The organism is Bacillus sp. JHAA, from assembly GCF_036961585.1.
Classification (GTDB): domain Bacteria; phylum Bacillota; class Bacilli; order Bacillales; family Bacillaceae; genus Bacillus; species Bacillus velezensis.
The window spans coordinates 1-25338 of sequence record NZ_JBAMDE010000006.1; the positions used below are offsets into that span (position 1 = coordinate 1).

General features: G+C 44.9%; 23 protein-coding genes. 14 read left to right on the forward strand and 9 right to left on the reverse strand.

What is annotated here, in order from left to right:
- Positions 1-230 precede the first annotated feature (230 nt).
- From gyrA to dnaA, 7 genes are all read right to left on the reverse strand, one after another.
- Entirely contained in the window at positions 231-2690 is a 2460-nt protein-coding gene (gyrA, locus tag V7728_RS14385; RefSeq protein WP_015239009.1) for a DNA gyrase subunit A, read from the reverse strand.
- A 215-nt stretch (positions 2691-2905) separates the two neighbouring features.
- Positions 2906-4822: a DNA topoisomerase (ATP-hydrolyzing) subunit B gene (gene gyrB, locus V7728_RS14390; RefSeq protein WP_011996153.1), complete on the reverse strand. Its 1917-nt coding sequence runs from the start codon at positions 4820-4822 to the stop codon at positions 2906-2908.
- Positions 4823-4878: 56 nt separating this feature from the next.
- A complete protein-coding gene (remB, locus tag V7728_RS14395; RefSeq protein WP_004392908.1) occupies positions 4879-5124 on the reverse strand; it encodes an extracellular matrix regulator RemB in 246 nt (81 codons plus the stop codon).
- A gap of 17 nt (positions 5125-5141) precedes the next feature.
- Entirely contained in the window at positions 5142-6254 is a 1113-nt protein-coding gene (gene recF / locus V7728_RS14400; RefSeq protein WP_099566347.1) for a DNA replication/repair protein RecF, read from the reverse strand.
- Positions 6255-6269: 15 nt separating this feature from the next.
- A complete protein-coding gene (gene rlbA, locus V7728_RS14405) occupies positions 6270-6485 on the reverse strand; it encodes a ribosome maturation protein RlbA (protein WP_004392910.1) in 216 nt (71 codons plus the stop codon).
- 134 nt (positions 6486-6619) lie between these two features.
- Positions 6620-7756, reverse strand: a complete 1137-nt coding sequence (gene dnaN / locus V7728_RS14410; protein ID WP_007409909.1) for a DNA polymerase III subunit beta — start codon at positions 7754-7756, stop codon at positions 6620-6622.
- Positions 7757-7940: 184 nt separating this feature from the next.
- Positions 7941-9281 carry a chromosomal replication initiator protein DnaA gene (gene dnaA, locus V7728_RS14415; RefSeq protein WP_099566346.1) on the reverse strand — a complete coding sequence of 447 codons (1341 nt, stop codon included), beginning with the start codon at positions 9279-9281 and terminating at the stop codon, positions 7941-7943.
- A gap of 622 nt (positions 9282-9903) precedes the next feature.
- Here dnaA and rpmH point away from each other — a divergent pair.
- The 10 genes from rpmH (at position 9904) to V7728_RS14465 (ending at position 19272) form a co-directional block, all read left to right on the forward strand.
- Entirely contained in the window at positions 9904-10038 is a 135-nt protein-coding gene (rpmH, locus tag V7728_RS14420; RefSeq protein ID WP_003178075.1) for a 50S ribosomal protein L34, read from the forward strand.
- A 153-nt stretch (positions 10039-10191) separates the two neighbouring features.
- Entirely contained in the window at positions 10192-10542 is a 351-nt protein-coding gene (rnpA, locus tag V7728_RS14425) for a ribonuclease P protein component (RefSeq protein ID WP_004392944.1), read from the forward strand.
- A 160-nt stretch (positions 10543-10702) separates the two neighbouring features.
- Positions 10703-11452 carry a YidC family membrane integrase SpoIIIJ gene (spoIIIJ, locus tag V7728_RS14430; RefSeq protein ID WP_007409906.1) on the forward strand — a complete coding sequence of 250 codons (750 nt, stop codon included), beginning with the start codon at positions 10703-10705 and terminating at the stop codon, positions 11450-11452.
- Complete coding sequence (gene jag / locus V7728_RS14435) at positions 11449-12090, forward strand: RNA-binding cell elongation regulator Jag/EloR (protein ID WP_015240992.1); 642 nt, start codon at positions 11449-11451, stop codon at positions 12088-12090. The genes spoIIIJ and jag overlap by 4 nt, the downstream gene beginning before the upstream one ends.
- A gap of 289 nt (positions 12091-12379) precedes the next feature.
- On the forward strand, positions 12380-13759 hold the full coding sequence (gene mnmE / locus V7728_RS14440) for a tRNA uridine-5-carboxymethylaminomethyl(34) synthesis GTPase MnmE (RefSeq protein ID WP_007615094.1): 1380 nt from the start codon (positions 12380-12382) through the stop codon (positions 13757-13759).
- 16 nt (positions 13760-13775) lie between these two features.
- Positions 13776-15662 (forward strand): tRNA uridine-5-carboxymethylaminomethyl(34) synthesis enzyme MnmG, encoded by a 1887-nt coding sequence (gene mnmG, locus V7728_RS14445; RefSeq protein WP_007615086.1) that lies wholly within the window; start codon positions 13776-13778, stop codon positions 15660-15662.
- A gap of 13 nt (positions 15663-15675) precedes the next feature.
- Complete coding sequence (gene rsmG, locus V7728_RS14450) at positions 15676-16395, forward strand: 16S rRNA (guanine(527)-N(7))-methyltransferase RsmG (RefSeq protein ID WP_007409901.1); 720 nt, start codon at positions 15676-15678, stop codon at positions 16393-16395.
- A 121-nt stretch (positions 16396-16516) separates the two neighbouring features.
- The gene (gene noc, locus V7728_RS14455; protein ID WP_007409900.1) at positions 16517-17368 is read left to right on the forward strand and encodes a nucleoid occlusion protein; all 852 of its coding nucleotides are present in this window, start codon (positions 16517-16519) and stop codon (positions 17366-17368) included.
- Positions 17369-17666: 298 nt separating this feature from the next.
- On the forward strand, positions 17667-18428 hold the full coding sequence (soj, locus tag V7728_RS14460) for a sporulation initiation inhibitor protein Soj (RefSeq protein ID WP_007409899.1): 762 nt from the start codon (positions 17667-17669) through the stop codon (positions 18426-18428).
- The gene (locus V7728_RS14465; protein ID WP_012118944.1) at positions 18421-19272 is read left to right on the forward strand and encodes a ParB/RepB/Spo0J family partition protein; all 852 of its coding nucleotides are present in this window, start codon (positions 18421-18423) and stop codon (positions 19270-19272) included. The genes soj and V7728_RS14465 overlap by 8 nt, the downstream gene beginning before the upstream one ends.
- Positions 19273-19301: 29 nt before the next feature.
- Here the strand turns inward: V7728_RS14465 and yyaC are convergent, their stop codons facing one another.
- Both yyaC and V7728_RS14475 read right to left on the reverse strand, forming a co-directional pair.
- Entirely contained in the window at positions 19302-19916 is a 615-nt protein-coding gene (gene yyaC, locus V7728_RS14470; protein WP_004392969.1) for a spore protease YyaC, read from the reverse strand.
- Positions 19917-20090: 174 nt separating this feature from the next.
- Positions 20091-20636 (reverse strand): GNAT family N-acetyltransferase, encoded by a 546-nt coding sequence (locus tag V7728_RS14475; protein WP_223252767.1) that lies wholly within the window; start codon positions 20634-20636, stop codon positions 20091-20093.
- Positions 20637-20737: 101 nt separating this feature from the next.
- Here V7728_RS14475 and V7728_RS14480 point away from each other — a divergent pair, with 101 nt between their 5' ends.
- From V7728_RS14480 to ychF, 4 genes are all read left to right on the forward strand, one after another.
- A complete protein-coding gene (locus V7728_RS14480) occupies positions 20738-21763 on the forward strand; it encodes a YkvI family membrane protein (RefSeq protein ID WP_088005468.1) in 1026 nt (341 codons plus the stop codon).
- Positions 21764-21848: 85 nt separating this feature from the next.
- A complete protein-coding gene (locus tag V7728_RS14485) occupies positions 21849-22055 on the forward strand; it encodes a DUF951 domain-containing protein (RefSeq protein WP_012118942.1) in 207 nt (68 codons plus the stop codon).
- Between the two features lie 46 nt (positions 22056-22101).
- Positions 22102-24105, forward strand: coding sequence for a molybdopterin-dependent oxidoreductase (locus V7728_RS14490; RefSeq protein ID WP_099567253.1), 2004 nt, complete (start codon positions 22102-22104; stop codon positions 24103-24105).
- Positions 24106-24231: 126 nt separating this feature from the next.
- A complete protein-coding gene (ychF, locus tag V7728_RS14495) occupies positions 24232-25332 on the forward strand; it encodes a redox-regulated ATPase YchF (protein WP_004392975.1) in 1101 nt (366 codons plus the stop codon).
- Positions 25333-25338 lie beyond the last annotated feature (6 nt).

Below are 25338 nucleotides of genomic sequence, written 5' to 3' on the forward strand. Positions count from 1 at the left end.
GTCTTGTTTAGTTTTCAAAGAACTTTGTTGCTTCTCTCGAAGCGACCTCTTAATCATAACATTTTCAGTTTGCTAGGTCAATACTTTTTTAAAAAATATTTTCGCTAGGCTTGCCTTTCTATTAAAAAGACAACAAAAATGATTATATCAGCATCATCACTATGTGTCAAAGCTTTTTTTCATTTCTTTATATAGTAAAAGCGCAGCCTGCTACAGCTGCGCTTCTACGTTTATACTTCTTCCGTTTCTTCCGGCTCTTCTTCATTCTTTTCCACAAGCGCCACAGTGGCTACATGCTCTTGATCAGACATGCGGATCAGACGGACGCCTTGTGTTACGCGTCCCGTAGTGGAGATATCATTAATATCCATTCTGATTAACACGCCGCTTGCCGTAATAATCATTAAGTCCTCTTCGCCTTTTGTTGCTTTCACGGTTACTAACGGACCGTTGCTGTCAGTGATTTTACATGTTTTAAGGCCTTTTCCGCCCCGGCTTTGAACTCTGTATTCTGAAGCCGGCGTGCGTTTGCCGTAGCCGTTTTCTGTCACTATGAGGACGTGGGAGTCTTCTTCAAGAATCTCCATGCCTACAACGACATCATCGTCTGTCAGCGTGATGCCTTTAACACCCGCAGCTGTGCGTCCCATTTGTCTTACATCTGCTTCAGGGAAACGGATCAGCAAACCGTTCTTCGTTCCGATGATGATTTGTTTCTTGCCGTCAGTCAGGCGGACGGCCATCAGTTCATCGTCTTCCCGGAGACCTAGGGCGATCAGCCCGTTATTCCGTATATTCGCAAACTGGGACAGTGCCGTACGTTTCGACACCCCTTGTTTGGTCGTAAAGAAGAGGTATTGCTCCTCATCAAACGTGCTGACCGGAATAATAGCATTAATCCATTCGCCTTTTTCAACCTCCAGAAGGTTAATAATCGGAATGCCTTTTGCCGTACGGCCGTATTCAGGGATTTCATATCCTTTAGAACGGTATACCTTCCCTTTATTAGAGAAGAACAGGATCGTATCGTGCGTTGATGTGGAAATTAAGTGTTCCACAAAGTCATCTTCATTCGTTCCCATTCCCTGTACGCCTTTTCCGCCCCGTTTTTGGCTGCGGTATGTGGACGCCGGGAGACGTTTAACATAGCCGTTATGGGTCAGTGTGATGACGATATTTTCTCTCTCGATAAGATCTTCATCTTCAATTGTTTCAAGACCGGACGTCACGATTTCAGTGCGTCTCTCATCATTGAAACGCTCTTTGATTTCATTAAGTTCTTCACGGATGATCTCAAGAACTCTTGCTTCATTGGCTAAAATATCTTTCAGCTCGGCGATAAGCGCAACAAGTGATTGATATTCCTCTTCAATCTTTTCGCGCTCCAGACCGGTTAATCGCTGAAGGCGCATATCCAGAATGGCTTGCGCTTGTTTTTCAGTCAGTGAGAATTGTTCGATCAAACCTGTTCTCGCAATTTCAGCCGTCTGGGAATTGCGGATAAGAGAAATAACGGCATCTAAATGATCGAGAGCAATTCTTAAACCTTCCAGAATGTGAGCTCTCGCTTCCGCTTTGCGGAGTTCGTAAGCCGTTCTGCGCCGGATCACAACCTTTTGGTGATCAAGATAATGCTCCAGACATTGTTTCAGGCTTAGTACCTTCGGCTGTCCGTCAACGAGCGCCAGCAGGTTGATTCCGAAAGACGTCTGCAGGGCCGTTTGTTTGTACAGGTTATTCAAAATGACGTGAGCATTGGCGTCACGGCGGATCTCAATGACGATTCTCATTCCGTTACGGTCGGATTCGTCACGCAGATCGGTAATTCCTTCGATTTTTTTGTCCCGGACAAGATCTGCGATTTTTTCAATTAATCTCGCTTTGTTCACCTGATAAGGAAGTTCCGTGACAATAATTCTTTCTTTTCCCGATGATGTCTCTTCGATTTCAGCCTTAGCCCGGATCGTAATGGATCCCCGTCCGGATTCATATGCCTTGCGGATGCCGCTCCGGCCTAAAATCTGACCTGCAGTCGGAAAATCCGGGCCCGGGATGTATTCCATCAGCTCCTGGTTTGTAATCTCAGGATTCTCACTTACGGCAAGTACGCCTTCAATGACTTCCCCAAGCTGATGCGGAGGAATATTTGTCGCCATTCCGACCGCAATACCGGCAGCTCCGTTGACGAGCAGATTCGGAAATCTCGAAGGCATGACGACAGGTTCTCTTTCTGCGCCGTCATAGTTATCTTGATAATCAATCGTATCTTTCGTAATGTCCCGAAGGATTTCCATTGCGATTTTTGACATTCTCGCTTCTGTGTAACGCATCGCGGCCGCTGAGTCGCCGTCAACCGAACCGAAGTTGCCGTGTCCGTCAACAAGCATGTAGCGGTAGTTAAAATCCTGCGCCATTCTGACCATTGATTCGTAAACCGCTGAGTCACCGTGCGGGTGGTACTTACCGATAACTTCACCGACGATACGGGCAGATTTTTTATATGGTTTGTCACTGGTCATGCCTAAATCATTCATCGCGTACAAAATCCGCCTGTGAACCGGCTTCAGACCGTCACGCACATCCGGAAGCGCCCGGGATACGATAACGCTCATTGCATAGTCCAGGAAGGATGTCCGCATTTCCTGACTGATATTGACTTCACGTACTTGTGGTGTGTTTTGTTCACTCATTAAAAAAACCTCCCTGAAGTATCACATGAAATAATGTGGGAGTAGATTGTCCATTATGATCTTCAATACGATTTCACTATTCTCCATTATATCAATAAACTTGTGTTTATACACATTAATTTAGTAGAATATACGGGTTTTGCGGGTTTTCAGAGGCTTTAGAAGCCGCTTTGAGAAAAAAGCCTTATTTCTTAACGAAAATAAGGCTTTCTTGGTTAAATATCAAGATTTTTTACGTATCTGGCGTTTGCTTCTATGAAGTTTCTCCGCGGTTCTACTTTGTCACCCATCAGCATTTCAAAAGTCTCGTCAGCGTCCATTGCATCTTCAAGATTGACTTGCAGAAGCGTTCTGGTCGCAGGGTCCATTGTCGTTTCCCAAAGCTGAGTCGCGTTCATTTCTCCAAGACCTTTATAACGCTGGAGGCCGGGCTTAGGTGATTGCGGAAGCTCTTTTAACAGCTCATCAAGCTGCTTATCGTTATAAGCGTATTCCACCCGTTTTCCCTGCTGCACTTTATAAAGCGGCGGCTGGGCAATGTAGACATAGCCGTTTTCGATGATTTCCCGCATGTATCTGTAGAAGAACGTTAATAAAAGCGTTCTGATGTGGGCGCCGTCAACATCGGCATCCGTCATGATGACCACTTTATGATAACGCGCTTTTTCAAGATTAAAATCTTCTCCGATTCCTGTTCCGAGGGCCGTGATCATTGATCTGACCTCATTGTTTGAGAGAATCTTATCAAGTCTGGCTTTCTCAACGTTCAGAATCTTACCGCGCAGCGGCAGAATAGCTTGGAAATGACGGTCCCGTCCCTGTTTCGCTGATCCGCCCGCAGAGTCACCCTCTACGATATACAGCTCGGAAATGCTCGGATCTTTAGAAGAACAGTCCGCCAGTTTGCCCGGCAGATTGGAAATCTCAAGCGCACTTTTGCGCCGGGTCAATTCCCGCGCTTTTTTCGCTGCCATCCGCGCTCTTGCGGCCATTAAACCTTTTTCAACGATTTTGCGGGCTGAGTCCGGATTTTCAAGAAGGAATGTTTCCAGCGCAGAAGAAAACAGCGTATCAGTGATCGTTCTCGCTTCGGAGTTGCCGAGCTTGGTTTTCGTCTGCCCTTCGAATTGCGGATCAGGGTGCTTAATTGAAATAATGGCAGTCAGCCCTTCTCTCACATCATCCCCGCTTAAATTCGGATCATTTTCTTTGAAAATCCCTTTTCTTCTTGCATAGTCGTTTATGACACGGGTCAGACCGGTTTTAAATCCGGCTTCGTGCGTCCCGCCTTCGTATGTGTTGATATTATTCGTGAAAGAATAAATATTGCTTGTATAGCTGTCGTTGTATTGCAATGCAACTTCAACCGTTATGCCGTCTTTCTCGCCTTCGATATAAATCGGCTCTTCATGAACGACTTCTTTGGAACGGTTTAAGTACTCAACATAGCTTTTGATTCCGCCTTCGTAGTGGTACTCGTTTTTCCGTTCTTGTCCTTCACGTTTGTCTTCAATCGTGATGTTTACGCCTTTTGTCAGGAAGGCCAATTCCCGGACACGGTTTGAAAGCAGATCATAGTCGTATACGATTGTTTCTTTGAAGATTTCCGGATCCGGAACGAAGTGCGTAATCGTTCCGGTCTTATCAGTATCACCGATCACTTCAAGATCGGCCACAGGTACACCGCGCTCGTACGCCTGATAGTGGATTTTTCCGTCACGATGAACCGTAACGTCAAGAGTGGTCGACAAGGCGTTTACGACAGACGCCCCTACACCGTGAAGACCGCCGGATACTTTATATCCGCTTCCGTCAAATTTACCGCCGGCGTGGAGAACGGTCATGATGACTTCAACCGCAGGGCGGCCCATCTTCTCCTGGATACCGACCGGAATTCCGCGCCCGTTGTCCTTAACGGTAATGCTGTTATCTTTTTCAATCTCGATGTTAATATCTGTACAATAACCGGCCAGGGCTTCGTCAATACTGTTGTCGACGATTTCCCACACCAAGTGGTGAAGGCCTTTGCTGTTAGTTGATCCGATGTACATCCCCGGTCTCTTTCGAACAGCTTCCAAACCTTCTAATACCTGTATCTGATTCTCATCATAACTATTTTGCTGCTGTTCCATAGCCATGCACATTCACCTACACTTTTCTTAAACGATATATTCATTGTAAAGATCCGCTAAGAATCTATTTCTAACATAAATTGCGCACGTTTCTTCAGTGTGCCGGAAGATAAGGGAGAGTAATATATATTCTCAGTCGTGACTACGATAGACTTTGGCGTGCCGTTTACGGACGGCACTACTTTTTCTTTCTGTCTGTCCAGAAATTCTTCAACGATCGGCGATACATTGACCTTGCAGTCAAAAATGCCGACGATATCGCGTGTTGAAACGACAAAGTCGTCACCTAAATGAATATACAATCGCTCACCTCATTTCTTCACTTCACTAACGTACCGTTTTCCACACGGAACATTCCTGCTTGATGTAAGGTATCGTGGTCAATGCCATCCACGCTTGTCGTGGTGACAAATGTCTGCACACGGCCTTGGATCGTATGAAGCAAATGGGACTGTCGGTAATCATCCAGCTCGCTTAGTACATCATCCAAAAGTAAAATGGGGTATTCTCCGATTTCTTCATGAATCAAATCTATTTCGGCCAGCTTCAAAGACAAAGCCGTCGTACGCTGCTGTCCCTGTGAACCGTACGTCTGCACATCGCGTCCGTTCACATAAAAAAGGACATCATCCCGATGCGGTCCGAATAATGTGACGCCTCGTTCTATTTCTTTTTCTTTTAATTTCGAAAAAGACTCCTGGTAGCTGTTACCTATTTTCGACAAATCTTTGGGATCTGATACATCAAGCGCCGTGTGATACTTAAGCGTCAGTTCTTCAAGTCCCCGGGAAATGCCGGAATGGATCGGCTGCGCCCATTTTTCAAGCTGCGCCGTAAACTGCAGACGTTTGGCGACAACTTTTGCGGCTGCTTCAATCAGCTGATCAGTGAGAACGTCAAGCATGGTCCGGTCAGTCTGTTTCCGGCTTTGCAGCTGTTTCAGAAAATGATTCCGCTGTGAAAGGATTTTTTGATAAAGAGATAAATCATACAGATAAACGGCAGAAACCTGCCCGATCTCCATATCGAGAAATCTCCTCCTCACCTGGGGGCTTCCTTTGACGAGATTTAAATCCTCAGGGGCAAACATAATGGTGTTCAGCGCCCCGACATACTGACTGAGTTTTTGCTGCTCTATATGATTGACCTTGCCCTTTTTACCTTTTTTGGAGATGACAAGCTGCATCGGGATATCCCCGTTTCGCTTCATCACTCTTCCTTCTATTTTAGCATAGTCTTCGTCCCACCGTATAAGTTCTTTGTCATTTGAGGTGCGGTGTGATTTTGCCATCGAAAGGACATAGATGGCTTCCATCAGATTGGTTTTGCCTTGGGCATTTTCCCCGATGATCACATTCACCTTGTTTTCGAATTGAAGCTCAGTGCGCTCATAATTACGGTAGGATGTTAATTCTAAATTTTGGATATACAACCGCTGTCACCCGCTTTAATTGACGACTTGAAATGAACCAAATCCTTCAATCGCGACCACGTCTCCAACGTAAAGCTTTCTGCCGCGGCGATTGTCAGGTTCATTGTTGACAGTCACCTCATGCTCGCTCAGAAACCACTTCGCCATGCCGCCGGACTGAATCACATCGGCTAATTTTAAAAACTGGCCAAGCGTAATCATTTCTGTATCAATCGAAATCGGATTTGCCATATTATCGACCTCTTTCAAATATCACTAATATCTAATTGTACTAAAAAATCCTGAAATAAGGAAAGGGAAAACTTGAGGGAGCGGCTGATGAATAGAAAAGCTGCCGAACTAAGCCGGCAGCACATTCTGTTTGATTAATACGTTCTGACCGGAAGGATGAGCTGAACGATGGTTTCATCATTCGGCGTACGGATAAGAAACGGTCTCATCGCTCCCGTAAAACTGATACGGATGTCCGCTCCTTCAAGTACTTTCAGTGCGTCCATCATATATTTTGGACTGAATGAAATATTTAATTCCTCGCCGTCAATCTGGTCAGCCAGAACAGCTTCGACCACTTTCCCGATTTCCGGAGAATTTGATGAAATCTCCAGCGAATCCGCCGGTTTGGCAGAAAGCTTTACAACGTTGTTGCGGCCTTCTCTCGCCAATAAAGAAGCACGGTCTATCGCCTGTAAAAATTCCTTCGTGTTCACGACGATTTCCGTTTTGCTTTCCTGCGGAATTAAGCTGGTCGTGTCCGGATAGTTTCCGTCAAGCAATCTTGAGAAGAACAATACGTTTTTCGCTTTGAACAGAACTTGGGTTTCTGTAATGACGATATCAACCAGTTCTTGGTTGTCATCAAGAATTTTGCTCAGCTCGGTTAAGCTTTTCCCGGGAATGACCACGTTATAAGAGCTGTCTTCCGGAATATCAAGCTTCGCCTTTCTTAAAGCGAGTCGGTGGCTATCCGTGGCAGTGCATAATAATTCACCGTTTTCGACTTTCCAGTTTACACCTGTCAAGATAGGGCGTGTTTCTGAGGCGGACACCGCGAACACGGTTTGGCGAATCAGGTTTTTCAAAAGATCCGTCGGAATCTGAATGGCGTGATGCTCTTCGATTTGCGGCAGATGCGGATATTCATCTGCATCAAGGCCGTTTAAATTAAATTCGGCTTTTCCGGAACGGATAATCGTTAAATATTGATTTTGAACTTCGATTTCAACAGTCGCCATCGGAAGTTTTTTAACGATTTCGCTGAAGAAACGCGCTTGCAGCACGATACTTCCCGGCTGATCGATCGTCACGATTTCTTTATCATCATCTTCTTTCGGAATGAATGACTCGATTGAAATATCAGAGTCACTTCCTGTGAAAGATACTCCTTCATCTGAGGCGACGATCTTAATACCGGTGAGAATGGGAATTGTGGTTCTGGATGAAACGGCTTTTAGAACGTCTTGTACACTTTCGACTAACCGATCTTTTTGAATCGTAAATTTCATGTTTATCCTCCTAACGGATAATATAATTAATATATTTTAAAAATAGCAGTAGTAATAGTAGGGCCTGTGGATTTGTGGATAAGTTGTGAAAAAGACAGGAAACACAGCCTATCCACATGTGGACAGACTGTGTATGGCTATGAAAAAGTTATTCACACTTTCCCCGATTCATCCGAGGGCACTATTATTTAAGCAGTTCTTTTATTTCTTTCACCTGCTGCTGAAGCTGCTCGTCATCAATCAGCAGTTTTGAAATCTTTTCATGGGCGTGAATGACGGTTGTATGGTCTCTGCCGCCAAATTCTTCCCCGATTTTAGGCAAAGAAGAATCCGTCATTTCTCTTGAAAGATACATCGCAATTTGTCTTGGGAACGCCACGGATTTCGTGCGCTTTTTCGCTTTGAAATCTTCAAGCTTAATGTTGAACTGCTGTCCGACAATCCGCTGAATCTCTTTTATCGTAATGACCTTCGGCTTAGAAGACGGAATAATATCTTTCAATGCTTCTGCAGCCAGGTCTGCGTTAATGTCTTTATTGATTAAAGATGAATAGGCGACAACCCGGATTAATGCCCCTTCCAGTTCGCGGATGTTGCTGTCAATCTGATTCGCGATGTAAAGCATGACCTCGTTCGGAATATCAAGGCCTTCCGCCTTCGCTTTTTTTCTCAGGATGGCAATCCGCGTTTCCAGATCCGGCGGTGTGATATCCGTAATCAATCCCCATTCGAACCGCGAACGCAGGCGGTCTTCAAGGGTCGGGATCTCTTTCGGCGGTCTGTCGCTGGAAATCACGATTTGTTTGCTTTCTTCATGAAGCGTGTTGAATGTATGGAAAAACTCTTCCTGTGTTTGTTCTTTTCCGGCTAAAAATTGAATATCATCTATCAAAAGTACATCAACGTTCCGGTAGCGGTTGCGGAAATCAACGGCTTTATTATCGCGGATTGAGTTGATGAATTCATTTGTGAATTTTTCAGAAGACAGGTACACCACTTTGGCTGAAGGATTATGATCAATGACATAATGGCCGATCGCGTGCATTAAGTGGGTTTTTCCTAAGCCGACTCCCCCGTATATAAATAAAGGGTTGTACGCTTTAGCGGGTGCTTCCGCCACAGCCAGTGATGCTGCATGGGCGAATCGGTTTCCCGATCCGATGACGAATGTGTCGAATGTATATTTCGGGTTGAGCATGCTTTGGGGAAAATCAGACGGTTCCTCTTTTGCCGCTTTTTTCACTTGCGGTTTCGGTAAAAAGTTTTCTTCCTCCTGATTTTGAGGAATGACAAATTTGACGCTCAACTCTTCCCCGGTTAATTCGTATATGGTATCTGCAATGAGATGTAAGTACCTGGACTCCAGCCAGTCTCTGGCAAATTCATTGGGAGCGGTGATGGTTAAGGTATCCCCTTGCAGCGAATGGGCTTTCGTCGACTTCATCCAAGTTTCGAAACTCGGTTTGCTTAGCTTTTTCTCAATTTGAGCTAGAGCTTGATTCCAAAGATCTAATATATTCTCCATTATCCGGCACAGCCCTCCTTTTCTTTAAAAATCAGCGCCCTTTCCCTGTTATAGAACACAAAAAAAGAGCATATGGCTCTGACCATTCGTACACACGAAATGTTGAAAACATATAGTATAGTAGAAAAACAGCTTTTCGACAAATTCCACAAGTTGTGGACAACAATCTACACAAGCTGTGTGAAAACAATCCACAACTTATCCACAGTTTGTGGATAAAGAGAATGGGCTGGATAAGTAATTAAGAGTTAAAACACAAATATAATATCAAATTAAGCGAGGACTTGCAATGGTTCTCGTAATCTTATCCACAAACCTGACAACTTGTTGAAAAATCTTTGTCCACAGGAGTTAGCAATGTGAAAATGTTGTCGATAACGACTGTGGATATTAAAAAAAGGCAAAAAAATTATCCACATGTCGTTTTTTCGGGGGAGCACGGCTTTTTTTTTTGCGTTAAAAAAAGGAATATGAAAAATAAGGTTTCTAAACTGGTTAAGGTATGTTATCCTATTATGGTTGTAAGAAATAAAAGCACTGCTGAAGTTGACAATGAATAGGCAGCACAAATATAATAAGTAAGACTGTCTTTAACAGCTATTCCTCGAGGGAGGTGTCATAAATGAAAAGAACATTCCAACCGAATAACCGTAAACGCAGTAAAGTTCATGGCTTCAGAAGCCGTATGAGTTCAAAAAACGGTCGTCTAGTATTAGCACGCCGTCGCCGCAAAGGCAGAAAAGTATTATCAGCTTAGGCCACTGAATAATGTCAGTGGTCTTTTTTCACATTAAGAGAGTGAGATGTCATGCGTCGCCCGGTACTGGAGAAATTTCTTCAGTATTCCGGCGGCCCGTTTTTTTTAGATAGAAATAAAAGTTTCTGCGAGTGAATATCGGAGTGAATTAAAGTGAAGAAGCGAAATCGGTTAAAGAAAAATGAAGATTTTCAAAAAGTGTTTAAACGCGGAACGTCTATGGCAAACCGCCAGTTCGTGCTGTATACGCTTGATCAGCCGAAACAGGAAGAGCTCCGGGTAGGGCTTTCTGTCAGTAAAAAAATCGGCAATGCCGTCGTGCGCAATCGGGTGAAGCGGTTAATCAGACAGGCTGTTCAGGAGGAAAAAGAGCTGCTCAAGCCGAAAGATTTTATTATTATCGCAAGAAAACCCGCCGGCGACCTCAGTTTTGAAGAAACGAAAAAGAGTCTGCAGCACTTATTCAGAAAAACCTCATTATATAAGAAATCTTCGTCAAAATAGCTCATATTTTGTTTTCTTCACGTTTTTAAAAGCGCTTCCTTTTATTTGGCGAAAAATGAACGCCATTTGAAACTGAAAGATGCTAAAATACATACAAGGTTCATAAAGATTGGTATAGGAGGAAACGTTCTTGAAAAGGAGAATATGGTTACTACTGAGTATGGTCGGTATGCTCGTGCTGCTGGCCGGGTGCTCGAGTGTGAAAGAGCCGATTACGGCGAATAGTCCGCATTTCTGGGACAAATATGTTGTGTATCCATTGTCAGAAGTTATTACGTACGTAGCGAAACTGACGGGCGATAACTATGGTTTATCGATCATCATCGTTACGATTTTAATTCGTCTGCTGATTCTGCCGCTGATGATCAAGCAGCTTCGAAGCTCAAAAGCAATGCAGGCGCTGCAGCCTGAAATGCAGAAGCTCAGAGAAAAATACAGCTCTAAAGATCAAAAAACGCAGCAGAAGCTTCAGCAGGAAACGATGGCCCTGTTTTCAAAGCACGGGGTAAACCCGCTGGCGGGATGTTTCCCGATCCTGATTCAAATGCCGATTTTGATCGGATTCTACCACGCCATTATGCGTACGCAAGCCATTTCACAGCACAGCTTTTTATGGTTTGACCTAGGAGAGAAGGATCCTTACTATATTCTTCCTATCGTTGCCGGTGTGGCCACTTTTGTCCAGCAGAAGCTGATGATGGCCGGAAATCCGACTCAGAATCCTCAAATGGCAATGATGGTATGGATTATGCCGATCATGATTATCGTATTTGCGATCAACTTCCCGAGCGCGCTTTCTCTGTATTGGGTAGTCGGAAACCTGTTTATGATTGCTCAGACATTCCTTATTAAAGGACCTGACATTAAACACGATCCGGAAACGCAGAAAGCGGGAGGAAAGAAAAAGTGAAGAAGGTGACTGCTGCGGGACGGAATGTCGAAGAAGCAGTTCAATCAGGCCTTCAGGAACTTCAACTGACGAAAGATCAAGTAGAAATAACGGTGGTGCAAGAAGAATACAAAGGGTTTTTGGGTATTTTCGGAAAAAAGAATGCGATCGTAGAACTGGAAGAGAAAAAAAATCCTGTTCATGAAGCGAAAGTGTATTTGGAAGAAATCATCCATTCCATTGCCGGGCCTTCTGAGATTGTTACGGAAGAAAACAAGAAAACAGTCTGTTTTCACATTAAAGGTGAAAAAGCGGCGCTGCTTATTGGCAAAAGAGGACAAACACTCAATGCCCTGGAAACATTGACGCAGCTTGTTTTGAACCGCGGCTCAGGCCAGTATCGCCAAGCCGTTGTCGACGCTGAGAATTATCGGCGGAAAAGAAGAGAAATTCTGGATCAGCTGGCAAACAGGCTGGCCAAGCAAGTGTCGAAAACGAAAAAAGATGTGCATTTAGAACCGATGCCGTCAGGTGAAAGAAAAATCATCCATGATGCTCTGTCAAAGCATCCAAATATCAAAACGTTTTCTACCGGTGAAGGCCGGTACCGCCATCTCGTTATTTCCCATAAAGATAGCAGAAAACCGAAGTCCGGGTAAAATCGGAACTTCGGTTTTTTTATTGGTAAAAATGGCTCTATTCCTAAGCAGAATCGCATTTTTTGCGTTTAAGTTTTTTCTTTTTCGGTCTATGCTGTTGATAAAAAAGGTTTTAGGAAATAAAATTAATTGTTATTCACATGTGGATAAGTTAAAGTAATAAGGGATGAATTTCTGCCTTTGTGGATAACGTATCTTCCACTTCAAACCAAACTATGTTATCTTTTAATTTTGGCGTAAATAAAATTTTTTATATAGATGGAAACAGAGATAAAGAGAGGTGAACAGCATGGATACAATTGCAGCGATTTCAACTCCGATGGGTGAAGGCGCGATCGCGATCGTTCGGCTGAGCGGCCCGGAAGCCGTAGAGATCGCCGACAAAATGTACAAGGGTCCGAAAGGCAAAACGCTCAGTTCGGCAGAATCGCATACCATTCATTACGGGCATATCGCGGACAGCACGACGGGACGGATTATTGAGGAAGTCATGGTGTCTGTTTTAAGAGCGCCCAGAACATTCACAAGGGAAGATGTCATTGAAATCAATTGTCACGGAGGTATTGTGACAGTTAATCAGGTGCTCCAGCTTGCTTTAAGAGAAGGTGCGAGACTGGCAGAACCCGGTGAGTTTACGAAGCGCGCATTTTTAAACGGACGGATTGACCTATCACAGGCGGAAGCGGTGATGGATCTGATCAGGGCCAAAACGGACCGTGCCATGAATGTCGCCATGAACCAGATGGAAGGACGGCTTTCCGCGCTTGTCCGCCGTCTGCGTGATGAGTTGTTAGAAACACTTGCCCATGTTGAGGTTAATATAGATTATCCGGAATATGATGACGTCGAAGAAATGACGCATCAGCTTTTAGTGGAGAAGGCAAGCGGCGTGAAGAAAGAAATCGAGGCGCTGCTCCGTACGTCTGAGCAGGGGAAAATTTTGCGTGAGGGACTGTCTACCGTGATCATCGGCCGTCCGAACGTCGGAAAATCCTCTCTGCTTAACAGCCTTGTCCATGAAACGAAGGCGATCGTAACCGATATTCCGGGAACGACGCGTGATGTGATTGAGGAATATGTCAATGTCCGAGGCGTGCCGCTTCGGCTTGTCGATACCGCCGGAATCCGTGAGACAGAAGACATCGTCGAAAGAATCGGTGTGGAACGGTCACGGCAGGTTCTGAAGGAAGCGGATCTCATTTTGCTTGTGCTTAACCACAGCGAAGAGCTTTCTGAAGAAGATGTGAAATTGTTTGAAGCGGTTGAGGGAATGGATGTCATTGTCATTATGAATAAGACGGACCTTGAGGCTAAGATTGACGCTGAGCGCGTCAAGGAACTGGCGAAAGGCCGGCCTGTCGTCACGACCTCATTGCTGAAAGAAGAAGGCATTCAAGATTTAGAGGAAGCGATTCAGTCGCTATTTTATACAGGAGCGATCGAAAGCGGAGATCTCACCTATGTCAGCAACACCCGTCATATCTCGATACTGCATCAGGCAAAGCAAGCGATTGATGATGCGCTGAACGGAATTGAACAGGATGTTCCGATTGATATGGTCCAAATTGATTTGACAAGGTGCTGGGAACTGCTGGGCGAAATCATCGGTGATGCCGTCCACGAAAGCTTAATTGATCAGCTCTTTTCACAATTTTGTTTAGGTAAATAAAAGGGAGGAAAAAACCATGGGGTATGAAGCAGGCCAATACGACGTGATTGTCATCGGCGCCGGGCATGCCGGTGTTGAGGCTGCCCTCGCATCCGCGCGCCAGGGAGCCAAAACGCTTGTTTTGACGATTAATCTTGATATGGTTGCGTTTATGCCATGTAATCCGTCTGTCGGCGGCCCCGCGAAAGGGATTGTCGTCCGCGAAATTGACGCGCTCGGCGGAGAAATGGCTAGAAATATAGATAAAACTCATATTCAAATGAGAATGCTGAATACAGGAAAAGGTCCGGCCGTACGGGCGCTGCGTGCGCAGGCGGATAAATTCCAATATCAGCACGAAATGAAGCATACGCTGGAAAAAACACCGAATTTGACACTTCTTCAAGGGATTGCCGAGCGTTTAATCATTGAAGACGGGGAGTGCCGCGGTGTCATTACGCAAACCGGTGCTGAATATAAGGCAAAAACGGTCGTGCTGACAACCGGAACGTATTTAAGAGGGCGGATCATTCTCGGTGATTTGTCTTACTCAAGCGGTCCGAATAACCAGCAGCCGTCTATTAAACTTTCTGAGCACTTAGAGGAGCTCGGTTTTGATCTCGTCCGTTTTAAAACGGGTACGCCTCCTCGTGTCTCAAGCGATTCCATTGATTACAGCAAAACAGAAATCCAGCCGGGGGACCCGGTTCCGCGCGCTTTCTCATATGAAACGGTTGAATACATTACCGATCAGCTGCCTTGCTGGCTGACTTACACGAGTCCTGAGACTCATGAGATCATCGACAGCAACCTGCATCGTTCGCCAATGTATTCCGGTATGATTAAAGGAACGGGACCGAGATACTGCCCTTCGATTGAAGATAAAGTCGTTCGGTTTAATGATAAACCGCGTCATCAGATTTTCCTTGAGCCGGAAGGCAGAAATACGCAGGAAGTATACGTTCAAGGTTTATCCACGAGTCTTCCTGAGGACGTGCAGCAGCGGATGCTGGCGACCATTCCGGGACTGGAAAAGGTGCAGATGATGAGAGCCGGATACGCGATTGAGTATGACGCGATTGTACCGACGCAGCTCTGGCCTACACTGGAGACGAAAAAAATCCCTAACCTGTACACAGCCGGTCAAATTAACGGTACATCAGGTTATGAGGAAGCAGCCGGGCAAGGAATTATGGCAGGGATCAACGCAGGCCGCAAAGCGCTTGGAAAAGAAGAAGTGATCCTCAGCCGTTCCGATGCTTATATCGGTGTATTGATTGATGATTTGGTAACGAAAGGAACCAATGAACCGTACCGTCTGCTGACTTCACGGGCGGAATACAGACTGCTGCTCCGTCACGACAACGCGGATCTTCGTCTGACGGAAATCGGCCACGATATCGGCTTAATTTCTGATGAGCGCTATGAAGCGTTTGAGAAGAAAAAAGCGGCGATCGAGGCAGAGAAAAAACGTCTCTGGTCTGTTATTATCAAGCCGTCTCCTGAGAATCAGGAATATATCCGTTCACTCGGCGGAAGCGAGCTGAAAGACGGAGTGCGCGGCACAGATTTAATGAAACGTCCGGAAATGAACTATGAAACAGTGACAAAACTTGCGCCTGCAGATTCTCCGGTTCCGCAAGATGTGGCGGAACAAGTGGAAATTCAGGTGAAATATGAAGGATATATCGAAAAATCCTTGCAGCAAGTGGAAAAGCTGAAGAAAATGGAAAACAAAAAAATCCCTGATCGGATTGATTATGACGCCATTAAAGGAATTGCTACTGAAGCCCGTCAAAAGCTGAAAGAAGTGCGTCCTTTATCAGTTGCTCAAGCGTCCCGTATTTCCGGCGTCAATCCGGCAGACATTTCAATCCTGCTGGTATACCTGGAGCAGGGCCGTATTGCCAAGGTAGCTGAATAGAAAGGATGACGGCATGAATATAGAGGAATTTACATCCAGTTTAGCGGAGAAAGGGATTTCCCTTTCTGACCGCCAGCTGGAGCAATTCGAGTTGTATTACCGGATGCTCGTGGAATGGAACGAAAAAATGAATCTGACATCCATCACTGAGAAAAAGGAAGTTTATCTCAAGCATTTTTATGATTCGATAACGGCGGCATTTTATATTGATTTTGAAAAGGTCACCACTCTTTGTGATGTCGGCGCCGGCGCCGGTTTTCCAAGCCTGCCCATCAAAATCTGCTTCCCGCATCTGCATGTCACCATCGTCGATTCACTGAATAAGCGGATTACGTTTTTGGAAACTCTCTCTGATGCTCTACAATTAGAGCATACGACATTTGTCCATGACAGAGCGGAGACATTCGGACAGCGGAAAGACGTACGGGAAAGCTTCGATCTCGTGACGGCCCGTGCGGTGGCGCGTCTGTCGGTCCTGAGTGAGCTTTGTCTGCCGCTGGCCAAGAAAAACGGCGTATTTGCCGCACTAAAAGCAGCAGCAGCTGATGAAGAGCTGAAAGCGGGGCAAAAGGCGATTAAAGTATTGGGAGGAGAGCTTGAACAAGTTCATTCCTTTACACTTCCAGTTGAAGAAAGTGAACGGAACATCATGATCATTCGCAAGACGAAAAGCACTCCGAAAAAATATCCGAGAAAACCGGGTACTCCAAATAAATCGCCAATTGAAGGGTAATTTAGACAGCCTGATGTGACAATTCCATCATATTTTCTGCAAAATTGATGAAGATACAGCAGGAAAAACCATGAGAAAATAGAATTATAAAAATGGCAGTTTTTAAAGGTGGTGTAGGTACATGAAGCATTCATTCTCTCGTTTCTTCGGGTTTGGTGAGAAGGAAGAGGAACCGGAGATAGCTGAGCATGATACAAACAAAGAAGAGATACTCGAAATACCGGTACATGCTATCGTTCCCAACCGTTTTCAGCCACGCACCATTTTCTCAGATGAAAAAATCAAAGAGTTAGCAATGACTATCCATACACACGGCATCATTCAGCCGATTGTTGTCAGACATACAGAAGATGAAGGACAATATGAGCTCATTGCGGGTGAAAGGCGCTGGAGAGCGGTACAGACGCTTGAATGGGAGAAGATTCCCGCAATTATTAAAGATTTTTCTGATACGGAAACAGCATCTGTCGCTTTGATTGAAAACCTGCAAAGGGAAGAATTGTCCTCCATTGAGGAAGCTCATGCGTACGCAAGGCTGTTAGAACTTCATGATTTAACACAGGAAGCCTTGGCGCAGCGCTTAGGAAAAGGCCAGTCAACGATTGCGAACAAGCTCCGATTGTTAAAGCTCCCGGAACCCGTCCAGGATGCGATTATGGAGAAAAAAATTACGGAACGTCATGCAAGAGCACTGATTCCGCTCAAACAGCCGGAGTTTCAGGTTACATTGCTTGCGGAAATCATTGAGAAAAGCTTAAACGTCAAGCAGACGGAAGACAGAGTGGTGAAAATGCTTGAACAGAATAAGCAGAAACCAAAGCCGAGACGCAAAGCGTTCAGCAGGGATACAAGAATTGCGATGAATACGATTCGTCAGTCACTGTCTATGGTAGAAGACAGCGGCGTCAGACTGAATACTGAAGAAGAAGAATTCGAAGAGTACATCCAGCTTACCATTCGGATACCTAAATAAAAACTCTCCTGATCAGCAGGGGAGTTTTTATTTTAATCAAAAAACTATTTTGAGATAATGATAGATTTATTGTGCACTATACATTATATATGCAAAATTTTATCTTTTTGTGTCGTGAATTGTCTTTTTACAGTCAAAAAAGTCACTTTATCGGAGAACTTATATTAGAAAGTGTCTTTTCCGTTTACATTTTTTTCACTTGCTGATAAACAAATTATGAAAAAAATAAAACGCTTTACTCTTTTTTTGATAAGATAGAAACAAGACAGTACATGTTCATGTGAAGGTAGGTGACATCGTGGGAAAAATCATAGCAATTACGAACCAAAAAGGCGGAGTCGGGAAGACGACGACTTCTGTTAATCTGGGGGCTTGCTTGGCTTACATAGGTAAAAGGGTTCTTCTTGTTGATATTGATCCGCAGGGCAATGCAACGAGCGGATTAGGGATTGAAAAAGCCGATGTGGATCATTGTGTGTACGACATTTTAGTAGATGATGCAGATGTTACAGATATTATTAAACCGACTTCAGTAGAGAACTTAGATGTCATTCCGGCCACGATCCAGCTTGCGGGAGCGGAAATCGAATTGGTTCCGACGATCTCACGGGAGGTCAGGCTGAAAAGAGCATTAGAATCAGTGAAACAAAATTACGATTACATGATTATTGATTGTCCTCCGTCTCTCGGGTTATTAACGATTAATGCGCTTACCGCTTCAGATTCAGTCGTTATCCCGGTTCAGTGCGAATACTACGCTCTTGAAGGATTGAGTCAATTATTAAATACAGTTCGGCTTGTGCAAAAACATTTAAATACCGATTTAATGATAGAAGGAGTGCTTCTGACGATGCTTGATGCCAGAACGAATCTCGGCATTCAAGTGATAGAAGAGGTAAAGAAATACTTTAGAGATAAAGTGTATCAAACCATTATTCCTCGAAATGTCCGTTTAAGTGAGGCGCCGAGTCACGGCAAGCCGATCATATTATACGATCCGCGTTCGAGAGGTGCGGAAGTATATTTAGATTTAGCAAAGGAAGTGGCAGCGAATGGCTAAAGGCGGGCTCGGAAAAGGGATTAACGCGTTGTTTAATCAGGTTGATTTGTCTGAAGAGACAGTGGAAGAGATTAAAATCAGTGATTTACGCCCCAATCCTTATCAGCCAAGAAAACAATTTGACGATGAGTCATTAGCTGAACTGAAGGAATCTATCATTCAGCATGGCATTCTTCAGCCCATTATCGTGAGAAAATCATTGAAGGGCTATGATATTGTAGCCGGCGAACGCCGTTACCGCGCCGCAAAACTTGCCGGTAAAGAGACAGTGCCGGCTATCGTGCGGGATTTATCTGAATCGCTGATGCGGGAAATCGCTCTTTTGGAAAACCTTCAGCGTGAAGACTTATCACCGCTTGAAGAAGCTCTGGCATATGACTCACTGCTGAAGCATTTGGATTTAACCCAGGAACAGCTCGCTAAACGGCTCGGGAAAAGCAGGCCTCATATTGCCAACCATTTAAGACTGCTGACGCTGCCGGAAAGCATCCAGAACCTCATTGCAGAAGGTACGTTATCCATGGGACACGGCAGAACCTTGCTTGGTTTGAAAAATAAAGACAAGCTTGAGCCGCTTGTGAAGAAAGTGGTTGAAGAACAGCTGAACGTCCGTCAGCTTGAGCAGCTGATTCAGCAGTTAAACAACAATGTTCCACGTGAAACAAAGAAAAAAGAACCTGTTCAAGATGTTGTGTTAAAAGAGCGGGAATCGTATTTGCAAAATTATTTCGGAACAACAGTAAATATAAAGAGACAAAAGAAAAAAGGGAAGATTGAGATTGAGTTTTTCTCAAATGAAGATCTTGAACGTATCCTAGAACTATTGTCTGAAAGAGAAGCGTAAAAACCATCTTTTTAAAAAAAGATGGTTTTTTATATACGTCTTGTCAACTTATGAAACGGACTGAGCCGTTCCTGCCGGCCTTCTGATTTATCTGTCAGCTGTAACCCCTCTGCTAAAACATTTGCCATGCTCATAACAAGATGAAGCCTCGTATTCTGCAGGACAAAATACTCCATAAACCCGCTGACATTGACGATTCCATTGATATGGACGTCACCGATTTCAGGAAGATCTTTTTGAACACCTGCTCCGGGCTTCAGCGGCCCATCGCCGATTTGAAATGACCCTACGCTTTTGACGCGGCCTAAACAAGCATCAACCGCTATAATAAACGGATTTTTATGTAGATGTTGAATATCTTTCAGCTTGTCTTTCATATTGACGGCGTGAACAGGATCTGACAGCGTGCCGTAAACGTGCAATCTGCCTAAATTCATTTTTTCTAACTTTGTTCCTACGAGCGGACCTAATGAATCTCCGGTCGACCGATCTGTGCCGATACACACGGTGACTAACGGTCTGCCGGCTGCTTTACGTAAAGATGAAGTAAGGATCGCTTGTATTTGATTCGCAGCAGAAGAATCCGTATGAGATACATATTGTTTTGCCCGTTCTTGAGAAAAAAGCCCGCCTTTTCGATTCATAAGGTTCACTTCCTTGTCATGTCATACGAGTATTACATTGTTGTTTTTGGTGATGTATGGTTGTTTACAGTATATCCAGCGCTGTCTTTTTTTATGCTTATGCCATGATCAGCATGCCGGTTGTTTGAAAAGAGCGGGATAGAAAAAAGAACCCAGAGCAGTTATTCTCTAAGTTCATGAAAGAAATAAGACCATTTGATCTACATCAACATATCGCTGATGATCTAATTTCAGCGCTCTTTTTTCTGTAGAGAAGAGGATAAATCCTAACTGAGCGTAGAGTTTTATTGCGGGTTCATTTGTTGAGGTAACAGAGAGATGGAGCTGTTCTGTGTCCTTCATCTTTTTTGCTCGGCTGATGGCTTCCGTCATTAAAGCTTTTCCCGCGCCTGACCCTCGGTGTTTGGGGGAAATATACATAGAACCGATAACCGCAATGTGTCTTAGTTTAAACAGCGGATGCTTGGAGATCTTGAGGATTCCTATCAGTCTGTCTTTTTCAAAGGCGCCAAGCACGATGGCATTGTCGGCTTCAAGCCTGGCTTTAAATTTTTCGGACGGCCATTCTTTCTCCTCATCGTAGCTGACGGCAAATGCGTCTGGGTGATCTTTTAAAGCTTTGAGCCTGATATCGGAATAAGGCTGGGTATCATTTGCGGTTAAACGCCTGATGTACATGGTTTGAGCTCCTTGCATAAGTAAATTTTTCTGAATAGTCAATCGTCGTTATCATACCATATTTGTCCCTTTTGTATGAATGATTGCCGTTGTCACTCAATATAGTAGCAATATGCGGAGATTATCTGAAATTTTATGAGGTGATGAGGGTGTGGAGAGCCGGGATGAAGTGGATGCTGCTCATATTAAGCAGCCAGATTGGGGCTGGATATGCAAGCGGGCAGGAAATATGGCAGTTTTTCGGTGTCGAAAGCGGACTGGCTATTGTATTGTTTACAGTCATGTTTACGATTTCGGCTTATATTGTGTTGAAGATCAGCTATCGGGTTCAATCAACGCACTTTTTACCTGTGCTTGAGCATCTGATGGGGCCGGCTCTTGCTAAAGTCTATGATGTGCTTATTATGTTTTATTTGTTTTCAATGACGATGGTTATGATTGCCGGCGGCGGTGTGACGCTGCAAATGTACAAGCTGCCATTTTGGATCGGTATTTTTCTTCTTTGCATTGTGACTGTCGGTTTATTCTTTTGGGATATAAAAGGAATACTATCTCTGAATAGTATTTTGATACCGATTCTTGTAGCGGGGCTGTTATATGCATTGGTCTTTTTTCAGACAACCCATCATTACACGTGGACGATAGATTTGACCCGCCAGTATAATTGGCCGGCAAGCATTACCTTCACGTCCTTAAACATCCTTTCTGTTGTCGCTGTTCTTTCTTCAATCGGAAAAGATATGAAGGGACTGGGAGAAGCGAAAATCGCAAGCGTTGCAAGCGGGCTGATTTTCGGTATGATTTCATTTGTTTACAATGAAACGCTTGTACAGCTTTCAGGCAGTCTTACACAATATGAGATTCCTCTTTTCGCCGTCCTTGAAGGCGCTCCTTATCCGTTATTTCTTTGTATGGCCGCCGTGCTTTTTTTAGCCATCTATACGACAACCGTGACCGGTCTGTTCGGGCTGTCCAGCCGCATGCTTGCATTTGTGAAATTGCCGAGATGGACGCTCGTATCTCTTCTTTTAGCTGTGATGGTGCCTTTTACGACAATCGGTTTTTCAGATTTGATCGCGATTTTATATCCCATTTACGGGCTTTTAAGTCTTTATTTGCTGGTATGTCTTCTTCTTTACCCTATTTTAGGGAGATGGAAAAAAGTATAATGCTCATTTTGAGTGCGGCCGTTGCTCTTATCCTGTCTTTTTTTGTACAATAAATAAAGCAGTCTATGGAGAGAGGTGAAGGGTCTTGGCGGATAAAGACTTTGGCCTGAATGATATTGTTGAAATGAAGAAACCGCATCCTTGCGGTGAAAACAGGTGGAAAATCATTCGGATGGGAATGGATATTCGGATTAAATGCACGGGTTGTTCCCACAGTGTCATGATTCCGAGAAGAGATTTTGAGAGAAAGCTGAAAAAAGTACTCGTCAAGCATGAGGAGCCTGCATCATAAGGGCTGGCGCTCATGCTTTTTCATATAGAGGAGAGGAAGAGGCCCGATGAGCAAAGTGCATCAGTCAGCGTGCCCGCTGAATTGCTGGGACAGCTGCGGCTTTTTGGTGACAGTTGAGGATGGAAAGGTGACGAAAGTAGACGGAGACCCGAATCATCCCATTACGGAAGGGAAAATTTGCGGCCGTGGCAGAATGCTGGAGGCGAAAACGAATGCGCCGGAACGGCTTCGTTTTCCTTTAAAAAAGATAGACGGCGAATTTGTCCGCATTTCCTGGGAGCAGGCGTTAGATGAAATTGCTGAAAAAATGGCGGTGATTAAGGAGACGTTGGGCACTGCCGCAGTGCTGCACAGTCATGATTACGCCAATAACGGTCTTTTGAAGGCGCTCGACCAGCGTTTTTTCAATGGATACGGCGGTGTGACGGAGATTGCGGGCAGCATTTGCTGGGGTTCCGGCATTGAAGCGCAGCGCTGGGATTTCGGGCGTTCTTACGGGCATGGACCGCTTGATATTTATCACAGCAAGCATGTGATCGTATGGGGCAGAAACGTGTCCCGGACGAATATGCACCTCTATCATCATCTGCAGCAGGTGAAGAAAAAAGGAGCGACACTGACGGTCATTGATCCTATTTTTAACCCGACTGCCAAGCTTGCCGATCGGTATATATCCGTTAAACCCGGCATGGATGGCTGGCTTGCGGCGGGTGTTTTAAAAATATTATGCCAAACCGGCAGAACCGATTTCGATTTCATTCAAAGGCATTCGGTCGGTTTTGAAGAAATAGAAAAGCTTCTGCAGACGATTTCTATTGAGGAGATCATTGAGAAAACAGAAACGTCTTTAGAAGTGATTGAATATCTTGCTGATTTATATGCTGACGGTCCCGCCTCCACTTTTATGGGTCTTGGGATGCAGAGATATAAAAACGGGGGCGGGACGATACGGTGGATTGACGCTTTAGCTGCGGCGAGCGGAAATGTCGGTATCAAAGGCGGCGGCGCAAACTTCGGAAATGTGCAAGTCGGTGAAAGCTTTGCAAAGGCCGAGCTCACCCGTCCTGATCTGAAGAAAAGTTCGAGAACGTTTTCGATGATGACTCAAGCCGAAGAGGCGCTGAATGCAGCCGATCCGCCGATTGAAATGATCATCGTGACGTGCGGCAATCCGCTGACACAGGTGCCGAATACAAAAAAAGTGAAGGAAGCATTTGAAAAAACACCGGTCACAGTGGCCATTGATTCGGTCATGACCGATACGGCGAAGCTCTGTGACTATGTGCTGCCGACGGCCGTTGTTTTCGAAGAGGAAGATATTTATTATTCCAGCATGTATCATCACTATGTTCAATATGGCAAGAAGCTTGCGGAACCGCAGGGAGAGGCAAAATCAGACCGCTGGATCTGGACGGAACTCGCAAAGCGTCTCGGATTCGGGGAGCTGTTTGATTACAGTACGGAAGATTTCTTAAAAATGGGGCTCTCTTCTTTGGAGAAAGAAGGAATCACCCTTGAGCAATTAAAAGAAAAAGGACATATGCCGCTTCCGGTCAAACAGGTTCCGTGGAGTGATTTTCAATTTTTAACCCCGAGCGGAAAATTTGAATTCGTCTCGTCACTGGCAGAAGAGAAAGGATACAGCGGCCTCCCTCAATTGGAGGTGCCGGAGGAGTCTGTTTATCATGACGCCGGACTGGCCGGGAAATATCCGTATACGCTGCTGTCCATTCACCCGCAGCGCTCCAATCATTCACAGCACGTGCCGTTTATTGAAAAGCTTCAGCAGATTCAGGTGGATCTGTCGCCGGATATCGCCGAGGAGCTTTCACTTCAAGACGGAGATACGGCAGAGGTGTACAATGACCGCGGCCGTCTGCGCGGCAGGGTGAAAATCATGAAGCAGGCTCATCCGAAGACGGTGAATATAGATGAAGGCATGTGGGCGGCATTCGGAGGCTCCGTCAACATGCTCACAAAGGATTCAAATTCCGATAATGGAATGGGAAGTACGCTTTTTGACTGTCTGGTAGCGGTTAAAAAAGGATAATCTAAGGAGAGAGAGGGCGGGAAATGCTTTTTTCTCAGCTTGTCTTTTCCTATGAACCTCCTTATAATTGCTCTAGGTTTACAATACGTTTATACGATGATGGTTTGATATAGAGGAGATGAAAGAATGGCTTTAACTGCTGGAATTGTCGGTTTGCCGAATGTCGGAAAATCGACGTTATTTAATGCAATTACCCAGGCTGGTGCCGAATCAGCCAACTACCCGTTCTGTACAATTGATCCGAACGTGGGAATCGTGGAAGTGCCGGATGAACGTCTGCAAAAGCTGACTGAATTGGTGAACCCGAAAAAAACGGTGCCGACTGCGTTTGAATTCACTGATATCGCGGGGATCGTAAAAGGCGCATCAAAAGGTGAAGGACTCGGAAATAAGTTTCTTTCTCATATCCGTCAGGTTGATGCGATCTGCCACGTTGTACGCGCATTCGCTGATGACAATATTACGCACGTGTCAGGGAAAGTCGATCCGATTGACGATATTGAAACGATCAATCTTGAATTGATTCTTGCCGACATGGAGACAGTCGAAAAACGCATCACGCGTGTGAGCAAGCTTGCTAAGCAAAAAGACAAAGAAGCGGTTTTTGAATTTGACATTCTGTCTAAATTAAAAGAAGCTTTCGAACAAGAAAAGCCTGCCCGTTCCGTTGAATTTACGGAAGAACAGCAAAAGCTTGTGAAGCAGCTTCATTTGCTTACGTCAAAACCTGTGCTTTATGTAGCAAATGTAAGCGAGGATGAAGTGGCTGATCCTTCAGATAATGAATATGTTGCGAAAATCCGGGAGTACGCCGCGGGTGAAAACGCCGAAGTTATCGTCGTCTGTGCGAAAATTGAGTCTGAAATTGCTGAATTGGAAGGCGAAGAAAAGCAAATGTTCCTTGAGGAGCTCGGCATCGAAGAATCAGGTCTTGATCAGCTGATTAAAGCGTCATACTCTCTTCTCGGCCTTGCGACATACTTTACGGCGGGCGAACAGGAAGTGCGCGCATGGACATTCAGAAAAGGCATGAAAGCTCCTGAGTGTGCGGGTATCATCCACACTGACTTTGAACGCGGCTTTATCCGCGCTGAAACGGTTGCTTATGAAGACCTTTTGGCAGGCGGCGGAATGTCCGGAGCGAAAGAAGCCGGAAAAGTGCGTCTGGAAGGTAAGGAATATGTAGTCCAAGACGGAGATGTCATTCATTTCCGATTTAATGTATAGGACACA